The 22,548-nt window shown below is 68.7% G+C and carries 21 protein-coding genes and 3 pseudogenes; 13 read left to right on the forward strand and 11 right to left on the reverse strand.

Annotated elements, in window-relative coordinates:
- Positions 1 to 178 precede the first annotated feature (178 nt).
- Positions 179 to 1,093 carry an IS982 family transposase gene (locus A6P39_RS43395; RefSeq protein WP_275884411.1) on the reverse strand — a complete coding sequence of 305 codons (915 nt, stop codon included), beginning with the start codon at positions 1,091 to 1,093 and terminating at the stop codon, positions 179 to 181.
- A gap of 89 nt (positions 1,094 to 1,182) precedes the next feature.
- Complete coding sequence (locus A6P39_RS43400) at positions 1,183 to 1,641, reverse strand: hypothetical protein (RefSeq protein ID WP_275884054.1); 459 nt, start codon at positions 1,639 to 1,641, stop codon at positions 1,183 to 1,185.
- Between the two features lie 147 nt (positions 1,642 to 1,788).
- Here A6P39_RS43400 and A6P39_RS43405 point away from each other — a divergent pair, with 147 nt between their 5' ends.
- A complete protein-coding gene (locus A6P39_RS43405; protein WP_275884055.1) occupies positions 1,789 to 2,466 on the forward strand; it encodes a sigma-70 family RNA polymerase sigma factor in 678 nt (225 codons plus the stop codon).
- A gap of 58 nt (positions 2,467 to 2,524) precedes the next feature.
- Here the strand turns inward: A6P39_RS43405 and A6P39_RS43410 are convergent.
- A pseudogene (locus tag A6P39_RS43410) lies at positions 2,525 to 2,921 on the reverse strand (sensor histidine kinase); the annotation flags it as partial.
- A gap of 144 nt (positions 2,922 to 3,065) precedes the next feature.
- Between A6P39_RS43410 and A6P39_RS43415 the strand changes: the two are divergent.
- The 4 genes from A6P39_RS43415 (at position 3,066) to A6P39_RS43430 (ending at position 7,920) form a co-directional block, all read left to right on the forward strand.
- Complete coding sequence (locus tag A6P39_RS43415; protein WP_275884419.1) at positions 3,066 to 3,218, forward strand: hypothetical protein; 153 nt, start codon at positions 3,066 to 3,068, stop codon at positions 3,216 to 3,218.
- A gap of 178 nt (positions 3,219 to 3,396) precedes the next feature.
- Complete coding sequence (locus tag A6P39_RS43420) at positions 3,397 to 3,975, forward strand: TetR/AcrR family transcriptional regulator (protein ID WP_275884056.1); 579 nt, start codon at positions 3,397 to 3,399, stop codon at positions 3,973 to 3,975.
- 664 nt (positions 3,976 to 4,639) lie between these two features.
- Positions 4,640 to 6,244 carry an ABC transporter substrate-binding protein gene (locus A6P39_RS43425; RefSeq protein ID WP_275884057.1) on the forward strand — a complete coding sequence of 535 codons (1,605 nt, stop codon included), beginning with the start codon at positions 4,640 to 4,642 and terminating at the stop codon, positions 6,242 to 6,244.
- 446 nt (positions 6,245 to 6,690) lie between these two features.
- Positions 6,691 to 7,920, forward strand: coding sequence for a hypothetical protein (locus tag A6P39_RS43430; RefSeq protein WP_275884058.1), 1,230 nt, complete (start codon positions 6,691 to 6,693; stop codon positions 7,918 to 7,920).
- A gap of 176 nt (positions 7,921 to 8,096) precedes the next feature.
- Here A6P39_RS43430 and A6P39_RS43435 read toward each other — a convergent pair whose 3' ends face one another.
- Positions 8,097 to 10,910 carry a helix-turn-helix transcriptional regulator gene (locus tag A6P39_RS43435; RefSeq protein WP_275884059.1) on the reverse strand — a complete coding sequence of 938 codons (2,814 nt, stop codon included), beginning with the start codon at positions 10,908 to 10,910 and terminating at the stop codon, positions 8,097 to 8,099.
- 176 nt (positions 10,911 to 11,086) lie between these two features.
- Here A6P39_RS43435 and A6P39_RS43440 point away from each other — a divergent pair, with 176 nt between their 5' ends.
- Positions 11,087 to 11,647, forward strand: coding sequence for a TetR/AcrR family transcriptional regulator (locus A6P39_RS43440; RefSeq protein ID WP_275884060.1), 561 nt, complete (start codon positions 11,087 to 11,089; stop codon positions 11,645 to 11,647).
- Between the two features lie 336 nt (positions 11,648 to 11,983).
- Here A6P39_RS43440 and A6P39_RS43445 read toward each other — a convergent pair whose 3' ends face one another.
- Both A6P39_RS43445 and A6P39_RS43450 read right to left on the reverse strand, forming a co-directional pair.
- Positions 11,984 to 12,868, reverse strand: a complete 885-nt coding sequence (locus A6P39_RS43445; RefSeq protein ID WP_275884061.1) for an MBL fold metallo-hydrolase — start codon at positions 12,866 to 12,868, stop codon at positions 11,984 to 11,986.
- Positions 12,869 to 12,967: 99 nt separating this feature from the next.
- Positions 12,968 to 13,558 carry an NADPH-dependent FMN reductase gene (locus A6P39_RS43450; protein ID WP_275884062.1) on the reverse strand — a complete coding sequence of 197 codons (591 nt, stop codon included), beginning with the start codon at positions 13,556 to 13,558 and terminating at the stop codon, positions 12,968 to 12,970.
- Positions 13,559 to 13,777: 219 nt separating this feature from the next.
- Between A6P39_RS43450 and A6P39_RS43455 the strand changes: the two genes are divergently transcribed.
- Together A6P39_RS43455 and A6P39_RS43460 are read left to right on the forward strand one after the other, a co-directional pair.
- Positions 13,778 to 14,749, forward strand: coding sequence for an Lrp/AsnC family transcriptional regulator (locus A6P39_RS43455; RefSeq protein WP_275884063.1), 972 nt, complete (start codon positions 13,778 to 13,780; stop codon positions 14,747 to 14,749).
- A 237-nt stretch (positions 14,750 to 14,986) separates the two neighbouring features.
- Positions 14,987 to 15,766, forward strand: coding sequence for an SDR family NAD(P)-dependent oxidoreductase (locus A6P39_RS43460; RefSeq protein ID WP_275884064.1), 780 nt, complete (start codon positions 14,987 to 14,989; stop codon positions 15,764 to 15,766).
- 254 nt (positions 15,767 to 16,020) lie between these two features.
- On the opposite strand, the pseudogene A6P39_RS43465 reads toward A6P39_RS43460, so the two are convergent.
- The 3 genes and pseudogenes from A6P39_RS43465 to A6P39_RS43475 all read right to left on the reverse strand — a co-directional run.
- A pseudogene (locus tag A6P39_RS43465) lies at positions 16,021 to 16,884 on the reverse strand (alpha/beta fold hydrolase); the annotation flags it as partial.
- Between the two features lie 584 nt (positions 16,885 to 17,468).
- Positions 17,469 to 17,867 (reverse strand): hypothetical protein, encoded by a 399-nt coding sequence (locus tag A6P39_RS43470; protein ID WP_275884065.1) that lies wholly within the window; start codon positions 17,865 to 17,867, stop codon positions 17,469 to 17,471.
- Complete coding sequence (locus A6P39_RS43475) at positions 17,867 to 18,133, reverse strand: hypothetical protein (RefSeq protein WP_275884066.1); 267 nt, start codon at positions 18,131 to 18,133, stop codon at positions 17,867 to 17,869. The genes A6P39_RS43470 and A6P39_RS43475 overlap by 1 nt, the downstream gene beginning before the upstream one ends.
- A 164-nt stretch (positions 18,134 to 18,297) precedes the next feature.
- Between A6P39_RS43475 and A6P39_RS45740 the strand changes: the two genes are divergently transcribed.
- Together A6P39_RS45740 and A6P39_RS45745 are read left to right on the forward strand one after the other, a co-directional pair.
- Entirely contained in the window at positions 18,298 to 18,621 is a 324-nt protein-coding gene (locus A6P39_RS45740) for a hypothetical protein (RefSeq protein ID WP_375996405.1), read from the forward strand.
- A pseudogene (locus A6P39_RS45745) lies at positions 18,576 to 18,806 on the forward strand (IS5/IS1182 family transposase); the annotation flags it as partial. The gene A6P39_RS45740 and the pseudogene A6P39_RS45745, both read left to right, overlap by 46 nt.
- Positions 18,807 to 18,984: 178 nt before the next feature.
- Here A6P39_RS45745 and A6P39_RS43485 read toward each other — a convergent pair.
- Positions 18,985 to 19,524 (reverse strand): CGNR zinc finger domain-containing protein, encoded by a 540-nt coding sequence (locus A6P39_RS43485; protein ID WP_275884067.1) that lies wholly within the window; start codon positions 19,522 to 19,524, stop codon positions 18,985 to 18,987.
- Between the two features lie 119 nt (positions 19,525 to 19,643).
- Here A6P39_RS43485 and A6P39_RS43490 point away from each other — a divergent pair, with 119 nt between their 5' ends.
- A complete protein-coding gene (locus A6P39_RS43490) occupies positions 19,644 to 20,072 on the forward strand; it encodes a hypothetical protein (protein WP_275884068.1) in 429 nt (142 codons plus the stop codon).
- A gap of 64 nt (positions 20,073 to 20,136) precedes the next feature.
- Here A6P39_RS43490 and A6P39_RS43495 read toward each other — a convergent pair whose 3' ends face one another.
- Positions 20,137 to 21,063, reverse strand: a complete 927-nt coding sequence (locus A6P39_RS43495; protein WP_275884069.1) for an alpha/beta hydrolase — start codon at positions 21,061 to 21,063, stop codon at positions 20,137 to 20,139.
- Between the two features lie 202 nt (positions 21,064 to 21,265).
- Here A6P39_RS43495 and A6P39_RS43500 point away from each other — a divergent pair, with 202 nt between their 5' ends.
- Both A6P39_RS43500 and A6P39_RS43505 read left to right on the forward strand, forming a co-directional pair.
- Positions 21,266 to 22,141, forward strand: coding sequence for a helix-turn-helix domain-containing protein (locus A6P39_RS43500; protein ID WP_275884070.1), 876 nt, complete (start codon positions 21,266 to 21,268; stop codon positions 22,139 to 22,141).
- A complete protein-coding gene (locus tag A6P39_RS43505) occupies positions 22,138 to 22,494 on the forward strand; it encodes a DUF2255 family protein (protein ID WP_275884071.1) in 357 nt (118 codons plus the stop codon). Before A6P39_RS43500 ends, A6P39_RS43505 begins: the two co-directional genes overlap by 4 nt.
- Positions 22,495 to 22,548: the final 54 nt, after the last annotated feature.

Here is a 22,548-nt window from a genome sequence, read left to right on the forward strand (position 1 = left end):
CGCGCCGACGTCTCTGAACGGGCAGACATCGGGCACGGGCGGCCGGGGGCCACAGCCCTCGGTGACCGTGCTCGTTCTCATGCGGGCCTCGTATCCGAACCTCGTCCGACCCCGCGTACCGGCATCTCGTCGGCGCGCGGCCCGTCCGCTCACCTAGATGATCTATTCCAAGGGGTTACTAGTGGTCGTAGGCGGTCAGCGCGCGCATGACGGGTTGCCCGGTGTGGTCGTTGTGCCAGATCGCGGCGGTCAGCGCGAGGATTCGCTGCAGAACACGGACCATCACCCCGCCGGGAGTGCGGCCGCGGTGGCGTTCGAGGTCGAGCTGGCCCTTGAAGGATTCGTTGATCGATTCGATTACCTGTCGCAGCGGTTTGAACAGCTGGGATCCGGCGCGCTCGGCTTCGCCCTTGCGGCCCGGCCGTAACAGCCGGATGCCCCACCGAGCGAGCTGGCTCTCGAAATCGCGGCCGAAGTAGTTCTTGTCGCCGATCAGCGTCTGATCGGGCCGGCCGGTGAGGAGGCCGGGCTCGACCTCGAACATCGCCAGCAGGGTCTCGCGCTCGTCGGCCTTGGCTCCGGTCAGCGCGAAGGCAACGGGCAGGCCGTGCAGGGTGCACACCAGGTGGAGCCGTAGACCCCGGAAGAACCGTGAGTGACTGGCGCAGTAACCGTACTCGGCCCATCCCGCCAGTTCGGAGCGTTTGACGGTCTCGCGGGAACGCCCGCATTCCACCGGCGTGGAGTCGACCACCCACACGTCATCGCTCCACAGCGTAGTGTCAACGGCCAGCAGGCGTATGACGTGCTGGATCAGCCCGGCTGCCTTCCGTAGCCGCTTGTTGTAGCCGGGCTGCCTGGGCAGATACGGGAACGGGTGCCGCAGGTGGACGCAGGCGTGGCGGAGCCAGCGTGCTTCGGAGGTGAAGCCGAGCATGGCCTGCATCACCGCGAGCGTGACCAGCTCCGCGTCGCTCAGCTGCGGCGCGATGCCCACGGCCGGCCGCCACGGAGCCAGGTGAGGCGAGCCCTTGAGTAGGTCATCGGTCTTCACAAACAGTGCGGTCGCGAGGGTGTCCAGGTCAGCGTTCACCAAGCCTCCAGGATCCGGTGTCGGGTAGTGCGACGCCGGAGCCTGGAGGTGCTGTGTGGGGCCGGGGAGCGGACGGAGTGGGGATCAGCTCAGTCCGTGAGTTCGAATCGGTCGGCGATCTGCTCGATGAGCGGCAGGTGCTGCTCCCAGGTCGCGCTCCCCATGCCGAGCACAAATGCTGCGTTTCCGCGCACAGCGAAGTACTCCCGGGTCTGGTAGATGACCGTTCCCTTGCTGTCGCGGCGGGTGACGAAATCCAGCGCCAACCCCGGCTGCCCGGCGAACCGGGCCTCAGTACGCGTGAAGTCGTCGTAGCCGTGGGCTTCGAGTTTCTTCTGGGCGGTGTCTGCCACCTGCGCAGCGGTCATTCCCTTGGCAGGCACCTTGAAGACGATCAGGTTCCGGCCCGGCCCTCCGGTGGCCCGCAGGATCTCCGGACCGTTCGCCGGGACGGGAGGCAGCGCCTCCCAACCCGCCGGCACGTGCAGGACAGCTCCGTAGGGGACGATCGGGATTGCTTGCCAGGTGGCATTGCTGAGATCAGACATGCGGTGGCCTTCCAGGCTCGGGCGTTGCTCGGTCGCCAGAGGGGATACCGGCAATCGGCCGCCGTGCGAACCTCGCACTGCGTGCCCGGCCCGGTATCCGTAACAACGGCAACCAGATGGGCATCGATCCCCGGGGAGATCATCGCAGTGAGCAGTCACCAGGCCGAACCGGACGCCATCGAGCGGGAACGCCTTGTGGCGATGCACGGCCGTCTCGTCGAACGCGAAATTGCCCGCTATCGCACCTGGCACATCGACCGGGCGGACCTGCGACAGGCCGGCATCCTCGGGCTGCTGATTGCCGCGAGCCGCTTCGATCCCGATCGCGCAGTGCCCTTCGGGGCATACGCGCACACCTGGGTACGCAAGGAAATCCAGCGGGCCGTCGCCCGCCAGGAGTTCCCCGCCGTCGTACCCACCGACCTCGTCGGCCGCACCGTCGCCGTGCGACGGGCGCTCGACGAGAACGCTGACAGCCTGAACCTGGCGGCTGCCGCGCTGGGCATCTCACCAACGACAGTTGCCGCACTCCATCGGCAACTGCGCACCGCACCTGCCGAAGACGATGAAGAACTGCCCGCACCCGGCTATACCCTGACCGACCCCGAACACGCCGCTATCGCACGGGACTTCACCAGCACGGCTCGAACCGCCCTGACCCGCATCGACCCGCGCGAAGCCGAGGCGCTGATTCTGCGCTACGGCCTGGACGACCGACCGGAAAGGTCATTTCGCCAGATCGGCCGTCACCTGGGCATCTCCGACCACACCGCCAGGAAACTCGTCGAACGCGCCCAGGCCCAACTACGTGGCCTCATCGACTGACGCATCTACCCTGTCCAGCCACGGCCGCTCTTGAACTTGACCCAGCCCTTGGAATAGATCATCTAGGGGGAGTGGCGGGGCCGGACAGGCGCAGGACGAAGACCGAGCCGGTGCCCGGGGTGCTGTGAGCCTCGACCATGCCGCCGTGCGCCTCGATCAGCTCGCGCACGATGGACAGGCCGAGCCCGCTGTCGCCGGCCTGACGGGAACGGGACCTCTCGGCCCGCCAGAACCGCTCGAAGACGTGCGGCAGTTCCTCGGGCGCTGTCCCGGAGCCGTCGTGGACCTAGATCCGGACGCCTCCCGCGGCGGCGGCCGCGTCTGCCCGGCCGGCCCCGCCAGGAGCGGGGGGAGTCCTCGGCCGCCTCCAGACGCATGGTGCCGCCGGGCGGTGTGTGGCGGACGGCGTTCGACACGAGGTTGCCGACCGCCTGCCGCGGGCGTAGCGGGTCCGAAGCCGCCGGGTTGTTCGCGAAGAGTTCGCGGACATGCTCGTGCGCGTCCGGAGCCAGGTCGCCGCTTGCGGAACCTGAGAGGGACCGGCTTCGACGTCGACGTGGACGCGACCCGCTGCTTCCTCTGGACGATCGGAGTACGACATGCCCCGCCTGCCCGATCCGGACCCCCTCACCGTCGCCGGGTACACCGGCAGTACGTTCGTCGGCGCCCGGATCTCCACCGTTTTGGACGTCGAGGTGATCAAGGTCTACGAGTCCGTGCTGGACACGCCGGCCGGCAGCGCCTCCGACTGAGCTTTGGCCAGACCTGGGGCTTGGCCGGAAATCCAAGGCCGGTTCGGCTGTGGGCAGGCCCGCAGCGGGCGGAGGGGGATCCTCGGCCGTGCCAGTAGGGCTGCCCACCGGTGCGCGGCGCGTCTGAGACCATCAAATCGATCGTCCGCCTCCGGCCCCTGAGACAGGTTTCCTTCCCATGAACCCATCCAAGACTCCCGAACCTGTCCAGGGCGCAGTCAGGACGCCGAGGCGGACGGACGCCCGTCGCAATCACGAGCGCGTGGTCGCCGCCGCGGTGGAGGTCTTCCGCGAACGCGGCACACAGGCCTCCGTGCCCCAGATCGCGACGAGGGCCCAGGTCGGCAAGGCGACGGTCTACCGGAGCTTCCCGACCAAGGAGGACCTGCTGGAGACGATCACGGGGCTGAGCCTGGAGCGGCTCGAACAGCGCACCACCGCAGCACTGCGCGAAGCCGACTCCTACGAGGCCTTCCGGCGCTATGTCCTCGAACTTTTCGACACGCTGGCGCACGACCGTCTGCTCGCGGAAAGGCTTGCGGACGCAGCCTCCCCGGCCGCCGCGTCCGTCATGGAGACGCTGGTGAGTGCGATGGAGACGGCGCGGGTGGCCGGGAAGCTGCGGGAAGACATCACACAGCTGGATCTGCGGGTGATCCTGTGCGGCACCGCCCTGCAGTTGGTGAAGCTGACGGAACGCGACCCCGCGACGTGGCGCCGCTACGGGGAGATGGTGCTCAGCGCACTGCGGCGCTGAACCGCACAAGGAAGCTTTCGCGAGGGCATTTCCAGTGCTCGTGATCGTCTTCGCAATCGGCTCGCGGGGTGAGGCAGTCGGGTTCCAGCCGGGTGACCGGTGCGATGGTGCCGCGGTGAAACCTGCAGGGAGGAGCGCGGTGCACGTGCACCGCCACACGCGCCCTCGTCGTATTCCGTGTCCCTGCTCACCAGGCGAGACAACCTTGTCGTCACGCGCAGACGCAAGCCCGGCCACGGCCGGTGCGGGTGTGGCACGTGTCTGCGACGGAGGGGTTGCCCGGCGGTCTTCACACCGCATTGACAGGTGATCAACACGCGCATACGGTTGCCCCGTCAAGCAAATGTGTATGCCGATCGGCAGGGCATACATGATACGTGTGAATAACTTTCGTAGTTCGTCCCCGTGTCGGCGGTATGGATCTGCCCGCCATGTTGGCACAAACCCACTAACCTCTCGGATGTGCCTCGGCGGTCGTGTCGGGCTCGTCCCGAGGTGTGGGAAGGACTGCGCAAAGGGTGTGAGCGCCTGCATACGGACGGTGGGGTGGCGGGATGCGGGCGGTCCGTCGCGCATGCCGTTCCGACCAGGGCAGTCCGATCGGCCTCACCACCCGTGCACAGCCGGGTGCACGTACTCGAATACGCTCTGGAGAGACTCCCGGATGAACCGCAAAACTCTGGCGCTGTCGGCAGTGGTCGGCCTGCTCACTCCGGCCCTCGCGGCGTGCGGCGGATCGGACAGCGGGAGCAAGGGCGGCGGCACCATCGTCGTGGGTACCACGGACCGGTTCGCCGCCACCAAGGACCAACCCGCGCCCCTCGACCCGGCCTACACCTACGACACCAACGCCTGGAATCTGCTGCGCCAGACGATCCAGACTCTGATGATCCAGCCCAAGGGCGAGGGTACTTTGGTGCCGGAGGCTGCCCAGAGCTGCTCGTTCAGCGACAACGGCAACGAGCGATACGTCTGCAAGCTGCGGGAGGGGCTGCGGTTCGCCAACGGCGACGACGTCACGGCCGCCGACGTGAAGTACTCCATCGAGCGGTCCTTGCACATCAACGCCGACACGGGTGTCGCGAGCCTGCTGAACACGATCGACACCATCGAGACGCAGGGTGACCGTGAGGTCATCTTCCATCTCAAAACGGCCGATGCCACCTTCCCGTACAAGTTGTCCACCCCGGTCGCGGGCATCGTCAACCCGAAGGACTACGAGGAGGGCAAGCTCCGCGACGGCTTCGCGGTGGACGGTTCCGGCCCCTACACCTTCAAGGCCGACGTCAAGGACAACGTGATCGCCGGCATCACCTGCGTCAAGAACCCCTTGTACAAGGGCAGCTTGAAGGTGAACAACGACGAGATCGACATGCGTGTGTTCAAGGACTCCGACTCCATGGGGGCCGCGATCGACAAGGGCGATATCGATGTCATGACCCGCACCATGACGCCCACACAGATCCAGGAACTGGACGCCGGTAAGGACCGGAACATCGACCTGGTCGAGATGTCGGGCCTGGAGATCCGCTACCTGGGCTTCAACACCGACGCACCCAGCGTGAAGTCGAAGGCCGTCCGCCAAGCCATGGCCCAGCTCATCGACCGCGGCGAGCTGGTCTCCAAGGTCTACGGCACCCAGGCCGAGCCGCTGTACTCGCTGGTCCCGGCGACCATCACCGGCCACTCCAACTCGTTCTTCAACAAGTACGGCAACCCCAGCGTCGCCAAGGCGAAGGCCCTGCTGAGCAAGGCCGGCATCACCACTCCGGTGAAGCTGACGCTGCACTACACGACCGACCACTACGGCTCGGCCACGAAGCAGGAGTTCGAGGTCCTGCAGAGGCAGCTCAACGACAGTGGCCTGTTCGACGCCTCCGTCCAGGGCCACCGCTGGGACCAGTTCCGGCCGGCCGAGAAGAAGGGCCAGTTCGATGTCTACGGCATGGGCTGGTTCCCCGACTTCCCCGACGCCGACAACTTCCTCGCGCCCTTCCTCGACGAGCACAACACCCTCGGCTCGCCGTACTCCAACGCCACCATCCAGCACACGCTGATCCCGGAGTCCCGCCGCGAGGCCGACCGGCTCGCCGCCGCCAAGAGTCTGACCACGATCCAGGACACCGTCGCCGACGACGTCCCTGTCCTGCCGCTGTGGCAGGGCAAGCAGTACGTTGCCGCACGCGACGACATCACGGGTGTCGCGTACGCTGTCAACTCGTCTTCGGTGCTCCAGCTGTGGGAACTCAAGCGCGGCGTGAGCGAATGACGGAGAGCGCGGGCACCGCGGTTCGGCGTACTGCCGGACCGGCCACGCCGGACGCGTAAGGCCGCTTTGCCGGGCCCCGGACACTTGGGTTGACAGCACGCACTGCGGCCGTGCGGGCGGTATCCGTGCGGGAGGCCGAGCGTCGGATTAGCGCCGACAGGCGGTGAGCGAGTCCGTGGGCGTTGTCAGCGTCGGACAGAACGGGTTCGCCGTGTCAGGGTGCGAGGACTCACCAGGAAACGGGTGCCGCAGCACTGGCCACAGAACCCGTTACCGCCCCCGTTGTCCGGGCCGCCCGGTGGGCCGCCCCCGACTCCCAGGACGCCCGCATGGAGAGCCCGTCGCAGTCCGCCGCACCAGTCGGCCACCGGCACCACGTCCCCGGCTCCGGCGCGCACGAGCAGCCCCGGCGCCTCACCGGGGGCAGGTGGACCGCGGAAGACCACATGGAGATCATCCGCAACGACCAGTACATCCTCCTCTCCGGTGGGGACACGCAGCAGACCTACACATGGCTTCAGCGCGTCAGGAGCGGAGAGACGGCGGCCGCACGGACGTATGTCGAGGAGCTGAAGGACCATGTTCCCGGATTCGGCGACCATGCGCGGGTGCTGGAGGAGCAGAGGGTTCTCACGCCCGAAGAGCACATGCAGATCATCCGCGCCCACGACTACGTCCTTCCGTCCGGTGGGGACACGCGTCAGACCTGCACGTGGCTTCAGCACGTCAAGAGGGGAGTGACGGCTGCCGCCCGGTCGCATGTGGAGGAACTGAAGGCGATGACGCCGGACTTCGGCGACGACACCCGGATTCTGGAGGAGCAGAGGGTCCTCACGCCGGAAGAGCACATGCAGGTCATCCGCTCGTGCCGTTACGCCCTTGTGCCCGGCGGGGCCACGCAGCAGACGTACAGGTGGTTCCACGACGTCAGGAGCGGTGCGACGCCGGTCACGCGGATGTACGTGGAGGAGCTGGCGCGGCATGTGGACGGGTTCGGCGACCATGCGCGGGTGCTGGAGGAGCAGAGGGTTCTCACGCCCGAAGAGCACATGCAGGTCATTCGCGCCCACGACTACGCTCTCCCCCGCGGCGGGGCCACGCAGCAGACGTACACATGGCTCCACAACGTGAAGAGCGGCGTGACGCCGGTCACGCGGATGTACGTGGAGGAGCTGGCGCGGCATGTGGACGGGTTCGGCGACCATGCGCGGGTGCTGGAGGAGCAGAGGGTTCTCACGCCCGAAGAGCACATGCAGGTCATTCGCGCCCACGACTACGCCCTTCACCGCGGCGGGGTCGCGCAGCAGACCTACAAGTGGTTTCACAACGTCACCAGCGGACGCAGTCGGATCGCAGAGGCCTATCTGCGTGAGATGGAAGAGGCGAAAGGGACGAGATTCCCTGCCGCCCAGGTGATTGAGGAAAAACAGGAACTGACCCAGGCCGATCACATGAAGATACTCCGGAGCAGGGGTTTCCATGTCTCTCCCCGAGGATCCACGCGGCTGACCTTCGAGTGGCTCATGAAAGCCATGGCCGGAGAGGTGAAGAACCTCAGGGCGAGGTACGCCATGGAGATCACCGCAATGATCGCCGATGTGGCGGGGCAGGGGCCGCGCGCCGGGGCGGACGGGCCGCCGTCCCCGGCACTCAGGCGGCGGGCAGCCCGGCGCTGAGGCCCGCTGGATCCGGGTGAATCGCCCGGTGCAACGTGGGCGACGACGGCACCGGCGAGCACGTACGGCCCTCAGCGACGGGGCTCACAGCAGCCTCCCCTTCACACGCTGCCCTGCACCCCCGCGTCATGGTGGGCTCTCTCGTCTGCGGCCTTCCCGTCAATTGACGATCGCCGTCACCTCGTGGCCGAGGCGGCGCTGATCGCCTGTGGCCGTGCCGCTTCAGAACTCGCCGAGGGAACATTCACCATGCTGTTGAGGGCGTCGCGGAGCGCGGCTCTTGTCGTGATGCCCAGTTTCGGGAAGATGCGGTAGAGGTGGGCGCTGACGGTACGCGGGGACAGGCGCATCTGCTCGCCGATCTCCTTGTTCGTCAAGCCGCTGGCGGCCAGGTCGGCTATGCGGCGTTCTTGCCAGGTCAACGAGATCGAGGGGCCCGTAGACCTGCGGGTGGAGACGCCGGTGGCTCTCAGTTCGGCCCTGGCACGTTCGGCCCATGCAGTCGCGCCGAGCCGCTCGAGCGCGTCGGCCGCCGGAGCGAGGAACTGCCGGGCCATCGCAGCGCCCTGGGTACGGCGCACGCGGATGCCGTGCGCCAACCGGATACGCGCCAACTCGAACGGGTACCGGGCGCCGGCCGGATGGGATTCGGCGCGCGTGAACATGCGGGCTGCTTCCTCGTCGTCGTCGGCTGTCATCGCCAGGGCGCCGAAGGTGATCAGGGCAAGCCGCGGAGAGATGCCGGGAAGGCCCGCCTCGCGTGCGGCCAGCGCGTGGGCCCGTGCCTGGTCGGCCCGCCCCGTGTGCAAGGCCGCCTCGACGAGGTCGAGCAGGGTCCGCGAGGCCTGGTAGGCGTAGGGCTGGAACGTGCCCGGGGCGGTGATGCCGATGGCGCAGAGGTACGCGGTCTCGTAGTCACCGTCGCTCAGCGCTGCCGTCACCCCGACGGAGTCGGCGACCTGGGTCAGGAACCCGATCCCGCGGGGGCGGGCCCAGGAGTCCACCACCGCCTGCAGGTCGTGCGCCGTCTCCGTGTGCCCGCGCATCGCCGCGAGCTGGGCCAGGTAGGCCCGGGTCTGATGGGCGAACAACTCGTGCCGGTGCTCGGCCTCCAGAAGCAGTGAGCGCTGTCCCGTGCGCTCGGCGGCGTCCCAGTCACCGACCGCCATCTGGTCCAGCATGATCAAGTGCAGCATGACCATCCCGGTGGACACAGCACCGGTCTCCACCTCGCGGGTCACGATGCGCTGCAGGTGCGGACGCAGTGGGCTCAGGACGTCGAGGTGGTATGCCGAGACCCCCAAACGTGTCACGTCCCATGGTTCCTGGTCCTGCAGGTACGCAGCGGCCTCCTCAACCCTTCCGGACCAGCCGGCGCCGTGCCGGACCACGTCGCTCCACGTAGCGCTGTACATGAGGGCCCGCTCGCTGACGCGGTCGCCGAGGGAGGCGAGCAGTCGGTGAGTGCGCTCCCAAAGGGCACGGTCCCCGGCGTACTGGCTCACGGCGAGCAGGAGGGTCACCAGCCGGTGGAGCATCTCTTCGTGCTGGTCGGTCTGCCCGTCGCGCAACCTCTCGATCGCGGCGGCGACCTGCTGTTGTGCCGAATGGACATCGCCGTCCTGGTACAGCGCTTGGTACGCGGAGGCCAGGACCGAGGCGGGGGAGTTGTGAGAGCCGGCCGCGGGGTCGCCCAGCACGAGTCTGCGCGCATGGCCGAGGCGGGCCGCGTGCCCGGCGATGAAGGCCGCGTCACCGAGTCGCCTGGAGCGGTCGGCGTGGTTCTCGCTCAGCTCGGCGGCGCGGGTCAGCCAGGTCACTGCCGTGAGGGCGCCCCCGCGCCGGGTCGCCGACTCGGCCGCCGTCTCCAGGACGCCTGCCACCTCCTCGTCGGGGTCAAGGGCGGCGGCAGCCAGGTGTGTGGCGCGCCGTTCGAGGTCGTCGCGGTGCACGTGTGCCAGCTCCTGGTGGGCGGCGCGGCGCTGGTTGGGTGTGGCCAGTTGTACGACGGTGGATCGCACGAGCGGATGTCGGAAGGCGAAGTCGCCGGTGGCCGGTTCGATCACCAGCAGGCCGCAGACCAGGGCCTCGTCGGCGTCTCGCATCCGGTACCGCGAGGGCGGGGTGGCACCGTCGCCGGGCCCGGCCGCGACACCGTCGAGCGCGCCTTTCAGCAGCTCAGTGCGGGTGGTTTCGCTCAGGGCGGTGATGCGCGCGCCGTAGACGTGCTGCAGCCGCAGGGGCAGTGGCGTGCCGCGAAGGGCGTGGGAGTCGTCGGGCGTCCGCTCGCCGAAGTGAGCGGCGGCGTGGGCGGGCAGCTCCAGCAGAGCCAGCGGGTTGCCGTGTGCCTGACTCAGTATGTGCCGACGCAGCTGTTTGCCCAGCGACGGGTGGTGGCGATCCAGCAGGCGGGCGGCGTCCTCGTCCGTCAGTGTGCCGACCGATGCCTCTGGCAGCGCCGAGGTGTCGAAGCGCGAGGCGATGTCTGCACGAACCGCCAGCAGCAGCTTCACCGGACTGCCGGTCAGGCGCCGTCCGACGAAGCCGCAGACAGCGGCGCTGGAGTCGTCCAGCCACTGAGCGTCGTCGAGAACCAGGAGCAGCGGCTGCTTGGCAGCGCTCACGGAGAGCAGGCTGAGTACCGCGATGCCGAGGGTCATGACCGACGGCGGCGTACCCTGTGTCCGGCCGAACACGGCGTCGAACACCGCCTGGGTGCCGGTGTCCGACTGAGAGGCGTCCGGGAGCAGCGGGTAGAGCAGCTGGTGCAGCCCGGCGTAGGGAAGCTCCGACTCGGCCTCGACCCCGGTGGCCCGGATCACGAGGTGGCCTTCCCCGGCCGCCAGGTCCGCCGAGTAGTCGAGCAGGGCGCTCTTGCCGACTCCCGTCTCTCCCCGGAGCAGCAGGGTCTGGCCCTCTGCGGCCCGTACGAACGAACTCAGCTGCGCCTTCTCCTCATCTCGACCGACGATCACGTTTGCTGACACCACGGCCCCCGCTCCTTAACCGCCCACGCATGAATGCCGAGTGCTGCAGCCCTCCGGATCGCTGGGCAGGGCCCGGGGCTACTGCCATCGGCTTTCAACTACCCGGTTAGTTGATTAGATCGTCCGGCGGCGAGGACTGTCAAGTAAACGGTTAGTTAGCTGTGCGCTAGGCTCGGCGCATGCAGCGCGACGCCGAAGCCACCAAGCAACGACTCATCGCGGCCGGTCGGGCCGAATTTGCCGCATACGGGTTGAATGGTGCCCGCGTCGACCGCATCGCAGACGCCGCACAGTGCAACAAGGCACAGATCTACCACTACTTCAAGAACAAGGCCGGCCTGTTCGACGCGGTCTGGGACGGCCTCGTCGTACAGATCGTGGACGGCCTGGCGATCGACGTGGAGGATCTGCCCGGGTTCGCGGCCCAGCTGAGCGACATGTACGCCGAGCATCCGGAGCTGCCCAGACTGATCACCTGGCAACGCCTGGAACGCGGCGGCGACCCGCTGAACGAGTTCGGGGTCGAGAACGTCCGTGTCCGGAGTGCCGCGATCGCCGAGGCACAGGCCAGAGGCCGGGTGTCGACCCGCTTCGAAGCCCGGGTCCTGTTCGCCCTGATGATCCACATCGCCATGCTCTGGGACGCCAGCAACCCCGAGGTACTGACGGTGGTGGACCTCGACGACCGCGCGCAGCGCCGCGAGATCGTCCGGCAGGTGATCGCGGCGCTGACCGGCTGAAGCGGCACTGACCCGGCATGGCAGGGCTTCCTGTGACCGGGACGTACTGGCGGCTCGAGGCCGGCCCTCGTGAGGGCCGGGTCGTGGGAGATCGAAAGGCTGCTGATCCCGCCGTCGATGATGCGGCCGCAAGGCGGTGGGACGCAGCACATCCCTGACGAGACGCTGTTCGCGGCTTGTCGGCCGGTTCCCGGTGTGGTCGCGCCCGACGTCCGGGGACGCGTGTACCCGGCCACGCCGCATCGGTTGGACGATGACGGCCCTGTCGATGGCGTCCGCACCGTCATCGGCTCCGTTCGCCTGCGCGCTGATCCGGATTGCCCTCGGGACGCTCCGTCATACCGTCCCCGGAGCCGGCAAAAGTGCTCGGGCCGGGACCGGCACCCAGTCGGCGCCGGCCAGGTGCCCGAACGCCTGGTCGCCGAAGTGGAACGCGAATCCGACTGTCCCTGGCTGTTCGAGTTCCGCCGCGATGCGCTTCCGCGCGGCCATCACCCCGCTCTGGTCCGCGTCGGGCCGTGAGGGCCACTCGGGATGCGCCAGCTGCGCCGGCGTGTGGAATACGTCCCCGAGCACGACCACCCGCTCACTCCCGGCGGATATGACGTATGAGGTGTGTCCCGGGGAATGGCCCGGAGTGACCAGTGCGGACACACCGGGGAAGATCTCTTCGCCGTCGTCGAAGGGCGTGTGTGCCGCACCTATGAGGGTGAGGACGTCCGCTTCCGGGGCGCCCGGGACCGTCATACCGCAGCTGTGGGGGGCCCACTCCTGTGCGGCGACGAGGTACCGGGCTCGGGGGAAGGTCTTCTCCGGCGTGAACGCCCAGCCGGTGTGGTCGACGTGCAGGTGAGTGAAGGCCACCACCTCGATGTCCTCGGGTGTGTGCCCGAGCGCGGCGAGCGTCTGTGGGAGCGCACCGCAGTCGCTGTACCCCACCAGGTCGCCGGAGACGTGGATCGGCCCGCGTACCGGCCCCATCCCGGCGTCGATCAGCAGGCGGCGGCCGTCGCGTTCGACCAGCAGACCGCCCGCTGACATGGCCAGCCGGCCCTGTTCGTCGAGCACTTCCGGATGGGCGTCCCAGTAGTCCGGGGTGAAGCCCGGGAAGAAGACCGAGGGGAACATGGCCATGGCACCGTCCACGACGTAGGTCAAACGCACGTCACCCAGCTCGAGCGACCTGACGGCAGACTGCCGGTTCAGAACTCCGATGTGCATGTCACTTCCCTCTCCTTCAGGGGCCATCTGGCTGTGACCGTCGGTCACGTGACTTCCGCCCGGCCGTCGCCTGTCGGGCTGCTGCGGGCCGCACCGCGGTCAGTGGACGGCTGCGCCCGTCCGGTCCTGGTGCTGCCCGTCCGTGGCGAGTTGTCCGAGGGCGTCGAGCACCGCGCACAGCAGCTCCTGCGCAGGGCAGCCGTCCGGGAGGCGGCCGTCGTCGCCGAACTGCTGGTGAGCCTGGAAGAGCAGGAACTCGGGCTGCTGCACGACGCGGGCGTTCATCTTGTGCAGCACCTGACGCAGGGTCAGCTGGGCCCGAAGGGTGCCGAAGGGGCCGGGGGAGGCCCCGATGACGGCGACCGGCTTGAGCGCGAGCGCGGGGCCATTGTCGCCGGCCGGGCGCGAGAGCCAGTCGAGGGCGTTCTTCAGCGCTCCGGGTATCGAGGCGTTGTACTCGGGCGAGGCGATCAGGACGGCATCGGCCTCGTGGACGCGGTGGCGCAGGTCGGTGACGGCGGACGGCGCGGGATGTTCCTGATCCTCGTTGAAGTGGGGAAGACGGCCGAGCCCGTCGTAGTGGTCGAAGCGATAGCGTGGGTCGAGGCGCTCCGCCTCCCGCAGCAGGGCGGTGTTCAGGGAGTCCCGGCGCAGGCTACCTGAGATGGCAAGGACGTTGAGGCGGGTCACGTGTTCTCCTTCGCGGTTCGGGCCGCGGCTCAGGGGGGCGGCGGGTGGCTGTCGGACGATGAGGGCCGGCCGCTGTCGTATCTAGGTGCGACCGCCTGGAGGAGGTGTGCGGGCCATCGCCCGGCTCGTGATCCATCCTCGACATGTCGGCGACGCACGTCCAGAACGGACACTCAAAAGTCGGATTGTGCGCCATGAACGCCGTATAGAGTGCCGGTTATGCGCCAGAGCCTTGAAGAGACGGAGCAACGTATCGCCGCCGCTCTGATCGCTTCCCCACGTGCCTCCTGGCGAGCGGTCGCCACGTGTCTGGGAGTGTCCGAACGTACCGTGGTCCGCCGCGTCGGCCCGCTGTACGCCGACGGCACCCTGCGCGCCACCGCGGAGCGCAATCCGATCCGGTTCCCCCACCTGGTGCCCATGGCTCTGCGCATCCGCTGCCGTCCCGACCGCATCAGAATGGTCGCCTCCACCCTGGCGCGTCGCCCCGACACCCTCTGGGTCGACATACTCGGGGGCGGCGACGAGATCAGCACCATCGTCTTCCTGGACGGCACCGAGGCACGCAACCGCCTCCTGCTGCGCGACCTGCCGGCCACCGCCGACGTCCACAGCTGGACCTCCCACACCCTGCTGCGGGTCTTCCCCGCCTCCCTCAACTGGGGTGCCCGACTACTGAAGGACGAGGAGGCCGCACGCCTGGGGGTGCAGCCGTTCCCGCTGAGTTCGCCGCCACCGGCCCCTCTGCCCTCCACGGACCTGACACTGATCCAGGCCCTGACCGAGGATGCTCGCGCCGACTACGCCACCCTCGCCCAGCGGACCGGCACCACACCACGCACCGTCCGTCACCGGCTGGAGGCACTGGTGCACGACGGCACGGTCCGCCTGGTCACCGAGACCGACCTGGCTCTGCTCGGACTGAGCACCAAGGCCCAACTGTGGCTGTCCATAGAACCCGGCGCCCTCCAGGCCGCCGGCGAACAACTCAGCCGCGAACCCGCCGTCCGCTTCACAGCCGCGACCACCGGACCCGCCAATCTCCTGGTCATGGTCACCACCACCGACCTGGACGCGCTCTACCGCTTCCTCACCGACACCATCGGCGCCATGAAACAGGTCACCTCCATCGAGACCACCCCCGTCCTGGCCACCGCCAAACGCACCGGCCTGATCCGCCCGGGCTTCTGAAGCCCCACTCGGACCGAAAGGTCGTTGCCCCGCCGGCCGGCGTCGGCCTGCTCACGGGCTGCCACCGGTAGGCGGCTACCGGCCGTCCTCCGGCACCGCGGGATCCCCGCGGTGGTGCTCACGGATCCGCGAACTTCCGCAATCCGCACCGCTGCCGGTCAGCCACCGTGGCCAGATTGCTCATACGTATGATGGAGGCAGTCAACATGTCTATGAACGACAATGTTTGAAGGGGTCATGGATCTTCAACTCAGAGGTCGACGGGCCGTGATCACCGGCGGAAGCCGTGGCATCGGCTTCGCCATCGGGCGGGCTCTCGCGGTGGAAGGCGCGTCCGTCGCACTGGTTTCCAGATCCGCCGGTCATGTCGAGGAACAGGCGGCACTTCTTCGCTCGGAGACCGGTGCCGAGGTCATCGGTGTCGCGGCCGACACGGGGGACGACGCCTCGGTGACGGAAATGGCCGGGGCGGTGAAGGACCGGCTCGGCGGTGTGGACATCCTGGTGAACAATGCCGCCGCCATGAATCCCGGGGCGATTCCGGAGGATGCCCTGGAATCCGAGATCAATGTCAAGGTTCGTGGATACCTCAGATGTGTACGCGCTTTCGCTCCGGAAATGACGGAGCGAGGCTGGGGCAGGATCATCAACATCGGCGGGCTGGCGGCACGGCAGACGGGATCGGTGACCGGTTCCATCCGCAACGTCGCAGTGACGGCCATGACGAAGAATCTGGCGGACGAACTCGGGCCCAGGGGCGTCAACGTCGTCGCTGTGCATCCCGGCGCCACACGGACTCGCACTTTCGTGGAGAATCTCGATCGCCGGGCCGTGGCCATGGGGCGCAGTGTGTCGCATCTGGAGCAGCAGTTCGCCGCATCCGTTTCCATCGAGAGAATCGTGGAGCCGCACGAGGTGGCGGCCGTCGTCGCCTTCCTGGCGAGTCCGCTCAGTGTGGCCATCAACGGTGATCCGGTCAACGTGGGCGGCGGGCTGAAGGGATCGATCTACTACTGATCTCGGCTCGTCAAGGTGATGCCGGGGTGTCCAGGGCAGGCCGGTCGCCCGCGTCGGCTCCAGGTGTGTCCTGTGGGCGGCCTGCGGGTGAAGCCCGCCTCGTCCTCGAAGCAGACGTGGCCCCCGCAGGCAGCCCGTGCCCGCATACCTGACACACCCGGGGTGGTCGGCGAGGATGTGAGGATCTCGGCGGCCGTCTTGTACCCGGTGCCTGGCCGTCAGCCGCCATACTCTCAAGGGGCCGAGAGCGCGGGTCAGAGTCTCCCGGCCGGCATGGCCATCAGGCGTGACAGCACGACGTCCCCCGATGCGTTCACACCGTCGTGCTCCCACTCGTTGGTCACCCACGCGCGGGCCGATCCCACTTCTCGAAGGGTGCGCAGGGACAGTTCGGCGTCGACGTACATGTCGTCGTGGTAGATGGCTGCCGCCAGCGGTACCTGGTTGGTGGCGAGCCTGGCCGGGTCGTACAACGGGGGCCACTCGGTCCACGCGGCGAGGGTCTCGGCGGCTTCGGCGAAGGGGCGCAGCGCTCTGATGTCCTCGAACATCCAGGGGTAGATCATCTCGCCGGTGAACAGCAGTGGATCGGCGTCTTCCGCGAACCTCGGATGCTCGATCGCGATGCGTTGCGCGGCCCAGTTCGTCGGCGTCGAGTCGTGGGCGAAGCACGGCTCCTGGAGGATCGTGAAGAGTGGGTTGTCCACGAACCCGGTCTGCTGCATGACCTGGAGCAGGAAGGTGTCGCTGAGTCGTCCGGCCGCGTCGAACGCCTCGTCGAGCATCCAGTGGACGCGTTCGTAACCGTCGCTCATCCCGAACGCCAGCCCGAGGGTCCGCAGTCGCCGTGATGTCAGCCTGTCACCGTCGGGAAGCAGGACGCGGCCGCTTTCGGCGAGGTCGGCGATCTGGTGGGCCTTCTCGACGTCCCCCGGGTAGCGGTCGTAGTACTCGCCGTTCTTGGCCTCGACACGGGGATAGGTGAGGCGGTAGACGTCCTCGGCCCTGGTGTTGAGGCCCGGGAGACCGCCGGTGACATGGCAGGCGCGCAGTCCTTCGGGCGCCAGGGACAGATAGGTCAGGGTGGTGAACCCGCCGTAGCTCTGGCCGAGAGTCTCTTCCTCGCGTATCACGGGCAACCACCCGGTTCCGAAGCTGAGGTGCTGCGACAGCGCATCGCAGAGGGGCTGGGCACACGGAGTCGACGGGTGCGAAGTTCCTCGGCCTTTGCGTGGACCGCCGCTTCCTAGCGTTCCAGCTCTTCACTCAACGACCCATAGCCGCCCTGCTCTTGAAAGATAGAAGACAGGACGACCACCAGCCACAGGCCCGCAGCACGGCCGCCGAAGCGATCACCAGACCAACTGCACCTTGCCGAGTGTGGGCAGCGAGTCTCGAGGCAGGAACATCGGGCAGGCCACGGCCTCCACAGCACGGATCACGTCGACGTAGGAGGTCGGCATGCACCGCGAACAGCTTGTCGCGCCCGCTCCAGGTGTCGCCGAGGCTCCAGGTAGCCGCTGCGCGCGGCGCCAGGACATGCGCGTTGCCGAGACCCGCCTCCGTCTTCCGCTGGAGACCCGCTGATCTGGGGATACCTCGTACACCGGCCGTGAATCAGCGGGCAGGAAGCCCAACGGCTCGATGATCTGCTTGGTCCGCTTGGTGTCGCCGTTGAACCAGACTCAACTGCTCCTGGGGCCTACTCATCGGGGTGGACGGCCTGGACCCCGGTTCCTTCGTACAGCTCGGGCGTCAGGGTGAGCAGGAAGCGGCCCATGGGGAAGTCCGCGGAGGGGCGGGCGGCGTGGATGGCATGGACGGCTGCCCGGGAGTGCCCGGCGCACAACAGCCCGGAGGCGGTGGCCGCCGCCTGCGTGTCGAAGGGCTCGACCGTGATGAACCGCAGCCCGTCGATGTAGGCGAGGAGACCGGGTCGCTCGGTGTCGCCGGCCGTGAGGCAGAGCACCGGGGCGTACAGGCTGCCCAGCCCGCCGGAGGCCTGGACGTAGAACGCGGCCACGGCATCGTTGTACGGGTCCTTGGGATCGTGCAGGGCGGTGGCGGTGGTGTGGTCCAGGACGACCGCGATCTGCCCCACTACGCGGCCGCCGGGTCCTGGCCGGCGCCGAGACGTTGAAGCAGGCCGCGGGCCTTCGCCTCGGCCTCCTCACTGGGGACCGTGCCCAGGACGGAGGCGAGTTCGGCGCGGGCCTGCTCGGCGCGCTCCGCGTACTCGGCCTCGGTCGGCCGGCCCTTGGCGAGTTCTTCAACGAGCTGCCGGATCGTTGTGCCCTGCTCGCTCGCCAGCGCGGCCAGCCGGTCGCGGGTGGCCGCGCTGACCTTGATGCTCGTTTCGTCTGCCATATCCACCACTCTACCGCCAGTAGAGGACTGGTGCGAGGGTCATGACCCCTGCTTCCCCCGGGCGGCGCGGACGCTTGCTTCCTGTGAATTCTTATCCGCGCGGCGCCTGCGGCCCTTCTCGCTTCTAGGTATCAGGCCGCGCCCGCTGGGGACTGTCTGCTGTTGTGATCAAAACCGGGTTTTGGGTCACGTTCGGGGCGCCTGTCCGGCAGGACCATGCCGGCGCTTTCCAGGCCCTGCTGGAAGAGGCGATCGCCGAGGCCGCCCGCAGGGACGAGATCGATAAATCCCTGGTCAGAGCGGAGTCCACCACGGACCGGGCGCATCACGACGCCGCCGGCATGCGGGTCAGCGACGAGAGCCTGGCTGCACTCGGGAGGCAGCCGCGGGAAAAGGGATCGACCGGGGGACAAGGTGGAAGGAGGGCGAAAGCGACCCGGCCCGCGTCGAACGCCGACGTATCCGCCGCAGGCGGCGGGCGCGGCTGAAGGCCGCCCTGCTCGGCCGGTCCCGCGGCGGGCTGACCAGCGCGATCCACCCGGCCGCCGATCGACGCCGCCGACCGATGGCGCTGGTCCTGACCGTGGGGCAGGCTGCCGACAACCCTCCGTTCATCCCGGTGCTCAACAAGGCGCGCATCCGCTTGCCCGTCGGGCGTCCCCGCACCCGGCCGCGACGAGGTAACGGGGGGTGCCGCGGGCGCTGGGCTGAGAGCGTACGCCTTTTGGATCATACAGTTGAGACACGGGTCCCTTTGGTCCCTGAACCGTGTCTGAACATGGAAACAGAGCTGGATGTAGCAGGCCGCCCGTGCGCACGGCCGCGCACGGCGACCGGAGGCCGTGTCCCCCTCATCGTCGGCGGCGGGACCGCAAGGCGGCTGCCTTGACGCGGTTCCCGCAGGTCCGCATCGCGCACCATTCGCGCCGGCGGCCGCGCGAGCGGTCGAGGTAGACCTGTGTGCAGTCGGGGTGCCCGCACTCGCGCAGAAGTTCCGCCTCGGCACCGGCGACCGTCTCCACCGCCTCGCGAGCCAGGTCGGTCAGGGCGTGGTCGGCCGTACCGGAGCGGCTGGCGCCCGCGGAGCCCAGGCACATCGCCACCGGCACCGAGGCGGCCTGCCGGTTCACCGCGGCGACCGCCACGGCGGGCAGGGACCGGCCGTCGAGACGCGCCGCGACCAGCGTGTAGATCGCCTCGCGCAGCGCGATCGCGGCGCGCAGGTCCGCCTGGCCGGATCCGGGCTCCCGGTCGAGCAGGCCGGACTCGACGAACCAGGAGTCGAGCAGTCCTGGGGTGGTGATCCGCTCGATCGGAGCGGGCGCACGCCGCGCATGAAGGGTGCCCACGAAGTCGAGCGCGGGCGTCCCGCACGGAAACACATGTCTCACGAGACTCTCCTGACAGGTGGCTGAACACCTTTCAAGAGTAACCGTCTTGACCGGTGACTGAAATGTATGGGAGTCTTTCATCACCGGCCAGACCAGTTACTGCTCGATGAGGACACCCCATGACAGTCGTACGCTTCCACCTCGTCTCCACGCTCGCCCCCAAGGACGTGCTGGGGGTGCTGACCGACTTCGGCCCTTCCCGCGCCGAGTCCTGGCCCACCATCGACACGGACCACTTCGAGGTCCACGACCTCGGCGACACCTGGGCCGAGGTCACCGAGGGCACCGCCGCGGCCTGGGAGCGGGCCCGCTACGAATGGCAGCCCGGCGGCGACACCGTCACCATCACCACCCTCGACTCCAAGCTCTTCGGCGCCGGCGGCGGCTGGGTGTTCAAGATGACCCCCGAAGGCGACGGCACCCGCGTAGACGTCGAACTCACCCGGCAGCCCGCCACCCTCAAGGGCAAGATGCTCGCCTCCCTGCTCCCCCTGGTCGCCCCCGGCTCCCTGCGCAAGTCCTTCGCAGGCCCCCTCCAGGCCAAATGACCCACAGCACGAGGGGCCGGCAGCGTCAGCTGCCGGCCCCTTCGTCGTGCCGCCGTGAGCGGGTTCAGTTCGCGGCGCCCAGTCCTGCGGTGAAGAAGTCGGTGAGCTTGGCGACGGCCGGGTCGACGTACTCCTTCTTGTCGTAGAGGTCGACGTGGCTCGCGCCCTCGAGCCAGTGCAGTTCCTTCGGGCCGGTGGCCCGCTGATGGATGTCGATGGCCATCCACGAGGTGACCGCGCGGGTGCCGACGATCTGCAGCAGGGGACGGTCGCCGATCAGCGGGACGGCGTAGAAGGCGTCGAACGCGGCCATCTTGTCGACGCTCTCCCAGACGAAGAACTTCGCGGAGCGCTCGTGCGCCCCGCGGGGCGTGCAGTAGTACTCGAAGCCGTCGACGCCGTGCTCGCCGCCGAGCGCGCCGGCCTGCTCGGCCGTCTCCGGGAAGATCGGCAGAACCGCCGGCTCCGCGCCGCGGGCGGCCGCGGTACGGGCCTGGGCGGCGGCGTCCAGCATGCCCTGGAAGACAGCGGGGTCCTGGGTGCCGTCGGCGCCGAGGCGGAACTGGCGGGCGATGTCGACGCCGCTGACGGTGGCCACCGCCTTGATCCGGTGGTCACTTCCGGTGGCAGTCAGCACGTAGCCGCCGGAGGCGCAGATGCCCAGGGCGCCGATGCGGTCGGCGTCGACCTCGTCGCGTGTCGTGAGGAAGGAGACGGCGGCCTTGAGGTCCTCGACGCGGTGCGCGGGGTCCTCCAGACCGCGCGGCAGACCGCCGGACTCGCCCTGGAAGGCGGAGTCGAAGGCGAGCGCGACGAAGCCCTGCTCGGCCAGCCGGCTCGCGTACAGGCCGGCCGCCTGCTCCTTGACCCCGCTGCCGGGGTGACCGACCACGACCGCGGGCCGCGGGCCCGACGCCGGGCTGTCAGGGGTGTAGAGGTGACCGGCGATCTCGATGCCGGCGCTGTCGAAGGTGACACTGGTCCTGGCCATGAGGGCACTCTCCTGAAGGTGACGCTGAAGTCTGGTCGCCGCCGCACCGGTCGGTGGGCTCGGTGTCCGCACCGTCCGTGCCGGGCACACATCCACCATGCGTTCTCCCGGCCGCGTCCGGAAGAGGCAGGTTTCTGCATAGGAAGGAATCTGCCCCCTCACACCTGTGTCGGGTCGGACCCGGCCGCATGACACTGGAGAAATGAAACAGACACCCGACTCCCACCTCGGCTCCTTTCTACGGGCCCGTCGGGCGCAGCTGACGCCACAGGAGTGCGGTCTGCCCGAGGCGGACTCCCCGCGCAGGGGCGCCGGGCTGCGCCGCGAGGAGGTCGCCCGGCTCGCCTCGATCAGCGTGGACTACTACACCCGGCTCGAACAGGGCCGGGTCCGGGCCTCCGCCCCCGTACTGACCACCCTGGTCCGCGCCCTGCGCCTCGACGACGACCAGAAGACCTACATGTACGAGCTCGCGGGCAGGAGCGGCCTACGCCCGCGCCGCCGCCGGGCCGCTCAGCAGCTGCGGCCCCCGATGCGCCGCCTGCTGGACCAGCTCACCGAGACACCCGCGCTCGTCCTCGGCCGACGCCTGGACATCTTGGCCTGGAACCCGGCAGCCACCGCCCTCTACACCGACTTCGCGGCGCTCCCCGCCGACCGCCGCAACTACGTGAGCCTGCTGTTCACCGACCCGATGATCCGGGAACTGCACCTCGCCTGGGAGCACGACGCCCGGGAGGCCGTCGCCGCCCTGCGCATGGAGGCCGCCACCGACCCCGACGACCCGGAACTCGCCCGCCTCGTCGGCACCCTGACCATCCGCGACCCGGACTTTCGCACCTGGTGGGCCGAACACCGCGTGAACGACGCCGGATACGGGACCAAGCACTACCGTCACCGCCTGGTCGGCGACCTCACCCTCGACTGCGACACCTGGACCAGCCCGGACGGCTCCGGACAGCGGCTGATGGCCCTCACCGCCGAGACCGGCACCCCCTCCCACGACGCCCTGCGCATCCTCAACTCCTGGACCGCGCAGGAGCCCGGCACGGAACGAACCGAGGACCTGACCCGATGAACACCTGGACACCGCAGGAGCGGACCCTGTTCACCGAGACCTACTCCCTGGTCCTGACCGCCGGGGACGGTGAGCGCCCCGGCGTGGAGATCGGCATGGTGCTCGTGAACGGCGAGCTGTACGTCCGCGCCTACCGGGGCGTTGGCTCCCGCTGGTACCGAGCGGCCCGGGAACACGGGCACGGCCGGATCCGGCTGGGCTCCGTGACCCGCGACGTCCTCCTGACGACGCACGGCCTCGAACTGCCTGCCGGACTCGACACCGCCTTCCGAGACAAGTACGGCCCGGTGGCGGACGCCCTCGTCGCCAGCCCGCACGCTCGTGCCGCGACGATCCGGATCGATCCTGTGTGAGTCTGCGCAGCCCGTCATACGAAGGGTCCGTGAGGCGGTGACACCTCCCGCCCT

The organism is Streptomyces sp. FXJ1.172 (genome assembly GCF_001636945.3).
Lineage (GTDB): Bacteria > Actinomycetota > Actinomycetes > Streptomycetales > Streptomycetaceae > Streptomyces.

Excerpts from the sequence above, each read along its gene's own strand:
- A6P39_RS43430 (WP_275884058.1), top strand. The coding sequence starts at position 6,691 with ATGGAGATCATCCGCAACGACCAGTACATCCTCCTCTCCGGTGGGGAC.
- A6P39_RS43500 (WP_275884070.1), top strand. The coding sequence starts at position 21,266 with ATGAAACAGACACCCGACTCCCACCTCGGCTCCTTTCTACGGGCCCGT.
- A6P39_RS43455 (WP_275884063.1), top strand. The coding sequence starts at position 13,778 with ATGCGCCAGAGCCTTGAAGAGACGGAGCAACGTATCGCCGCCGCTCTG.
- A6P39_RS43490 (WP_275884068.1), top strand. The coding sequence starts at position 19,644 with ATGACAGTCGTACGCTTCCACCTCGTCTCCACGCTCGCCCCCAAGGAC.
- A6P39_RS43475 (WP_275884066.1), bottom strand. The coding sequence starts at position 18,133 with ATGGCAGACGAAACGAGCATCAAGGTCAGCGCGGCCACCCGCGACCGG.
- A6P39_RS43415 (WP_275884419.1), top strand. The coding sequence starts at position 3,066 with ATGCCCCGCCTGCCCGATCCGGACCCCCTCACCGTCGCCGGGTACACC.
- A6P39_RS43505 (WP_275884071.1), top strand. The coding sequence starts at position 22,138 with ATGAACACCTGGACACCGCAGGAGCGGACCCTGTTCACCGAGACCTAC.
- A6P39_RS43400 (WP_275884054.1), bottom strand. The coding sequence starts at position 1,641 with ATGTCTGATCTCAGCAATGCCACCTGGCAAGCAATCCCGATCGTCCCC.
- A6P39_RS43460 (WP_275884064.1), top strand. The coding sequence starts at position 14,987 with ATGGATCTTCAACTCAGAGGTCGACGGGCCGTGATCACCGGCGGAAGC.
- A6P39_RS43445 (WP_275884061.1), bottom strand. The coding sequence starts at position 12,868 with ATGCACATCGGAGTTCTGAACCGGCAGTCTGCCGTCAGGTCGCTCGAG.
- A6P39_RS43440 (WP_275884060.1), top strand. The coding sequence starts at position 11,087 with ATGCAGCGCGACGCCGAAGCCACCAAGCAACGACTCATCGCGGCCGGT.
- A6P39_RS43425 (WP_275884057.1), top strand. The coding sequence starts at position 4,640 with ATGAACCGCAAAACTCTGGCGCTGTCGGCAGTGGTCGGCCTGCTCACT.
- A6P39_RS43495 (WP_275884069.1), bottom strand. The coding sequence starts at position 21,063 with ATGGCCAGGACCAGTGTCACCTTCGACAGCGCCGGCATCGAGATCGCC.
- A6P39_RS43420 (WP_275884056.1), top strand. The coding sequence starts at position 3,397 with ATGAACCCATCCAAGACTCCCGAACCTGTCCAGGGCGCAGTCAGGACG.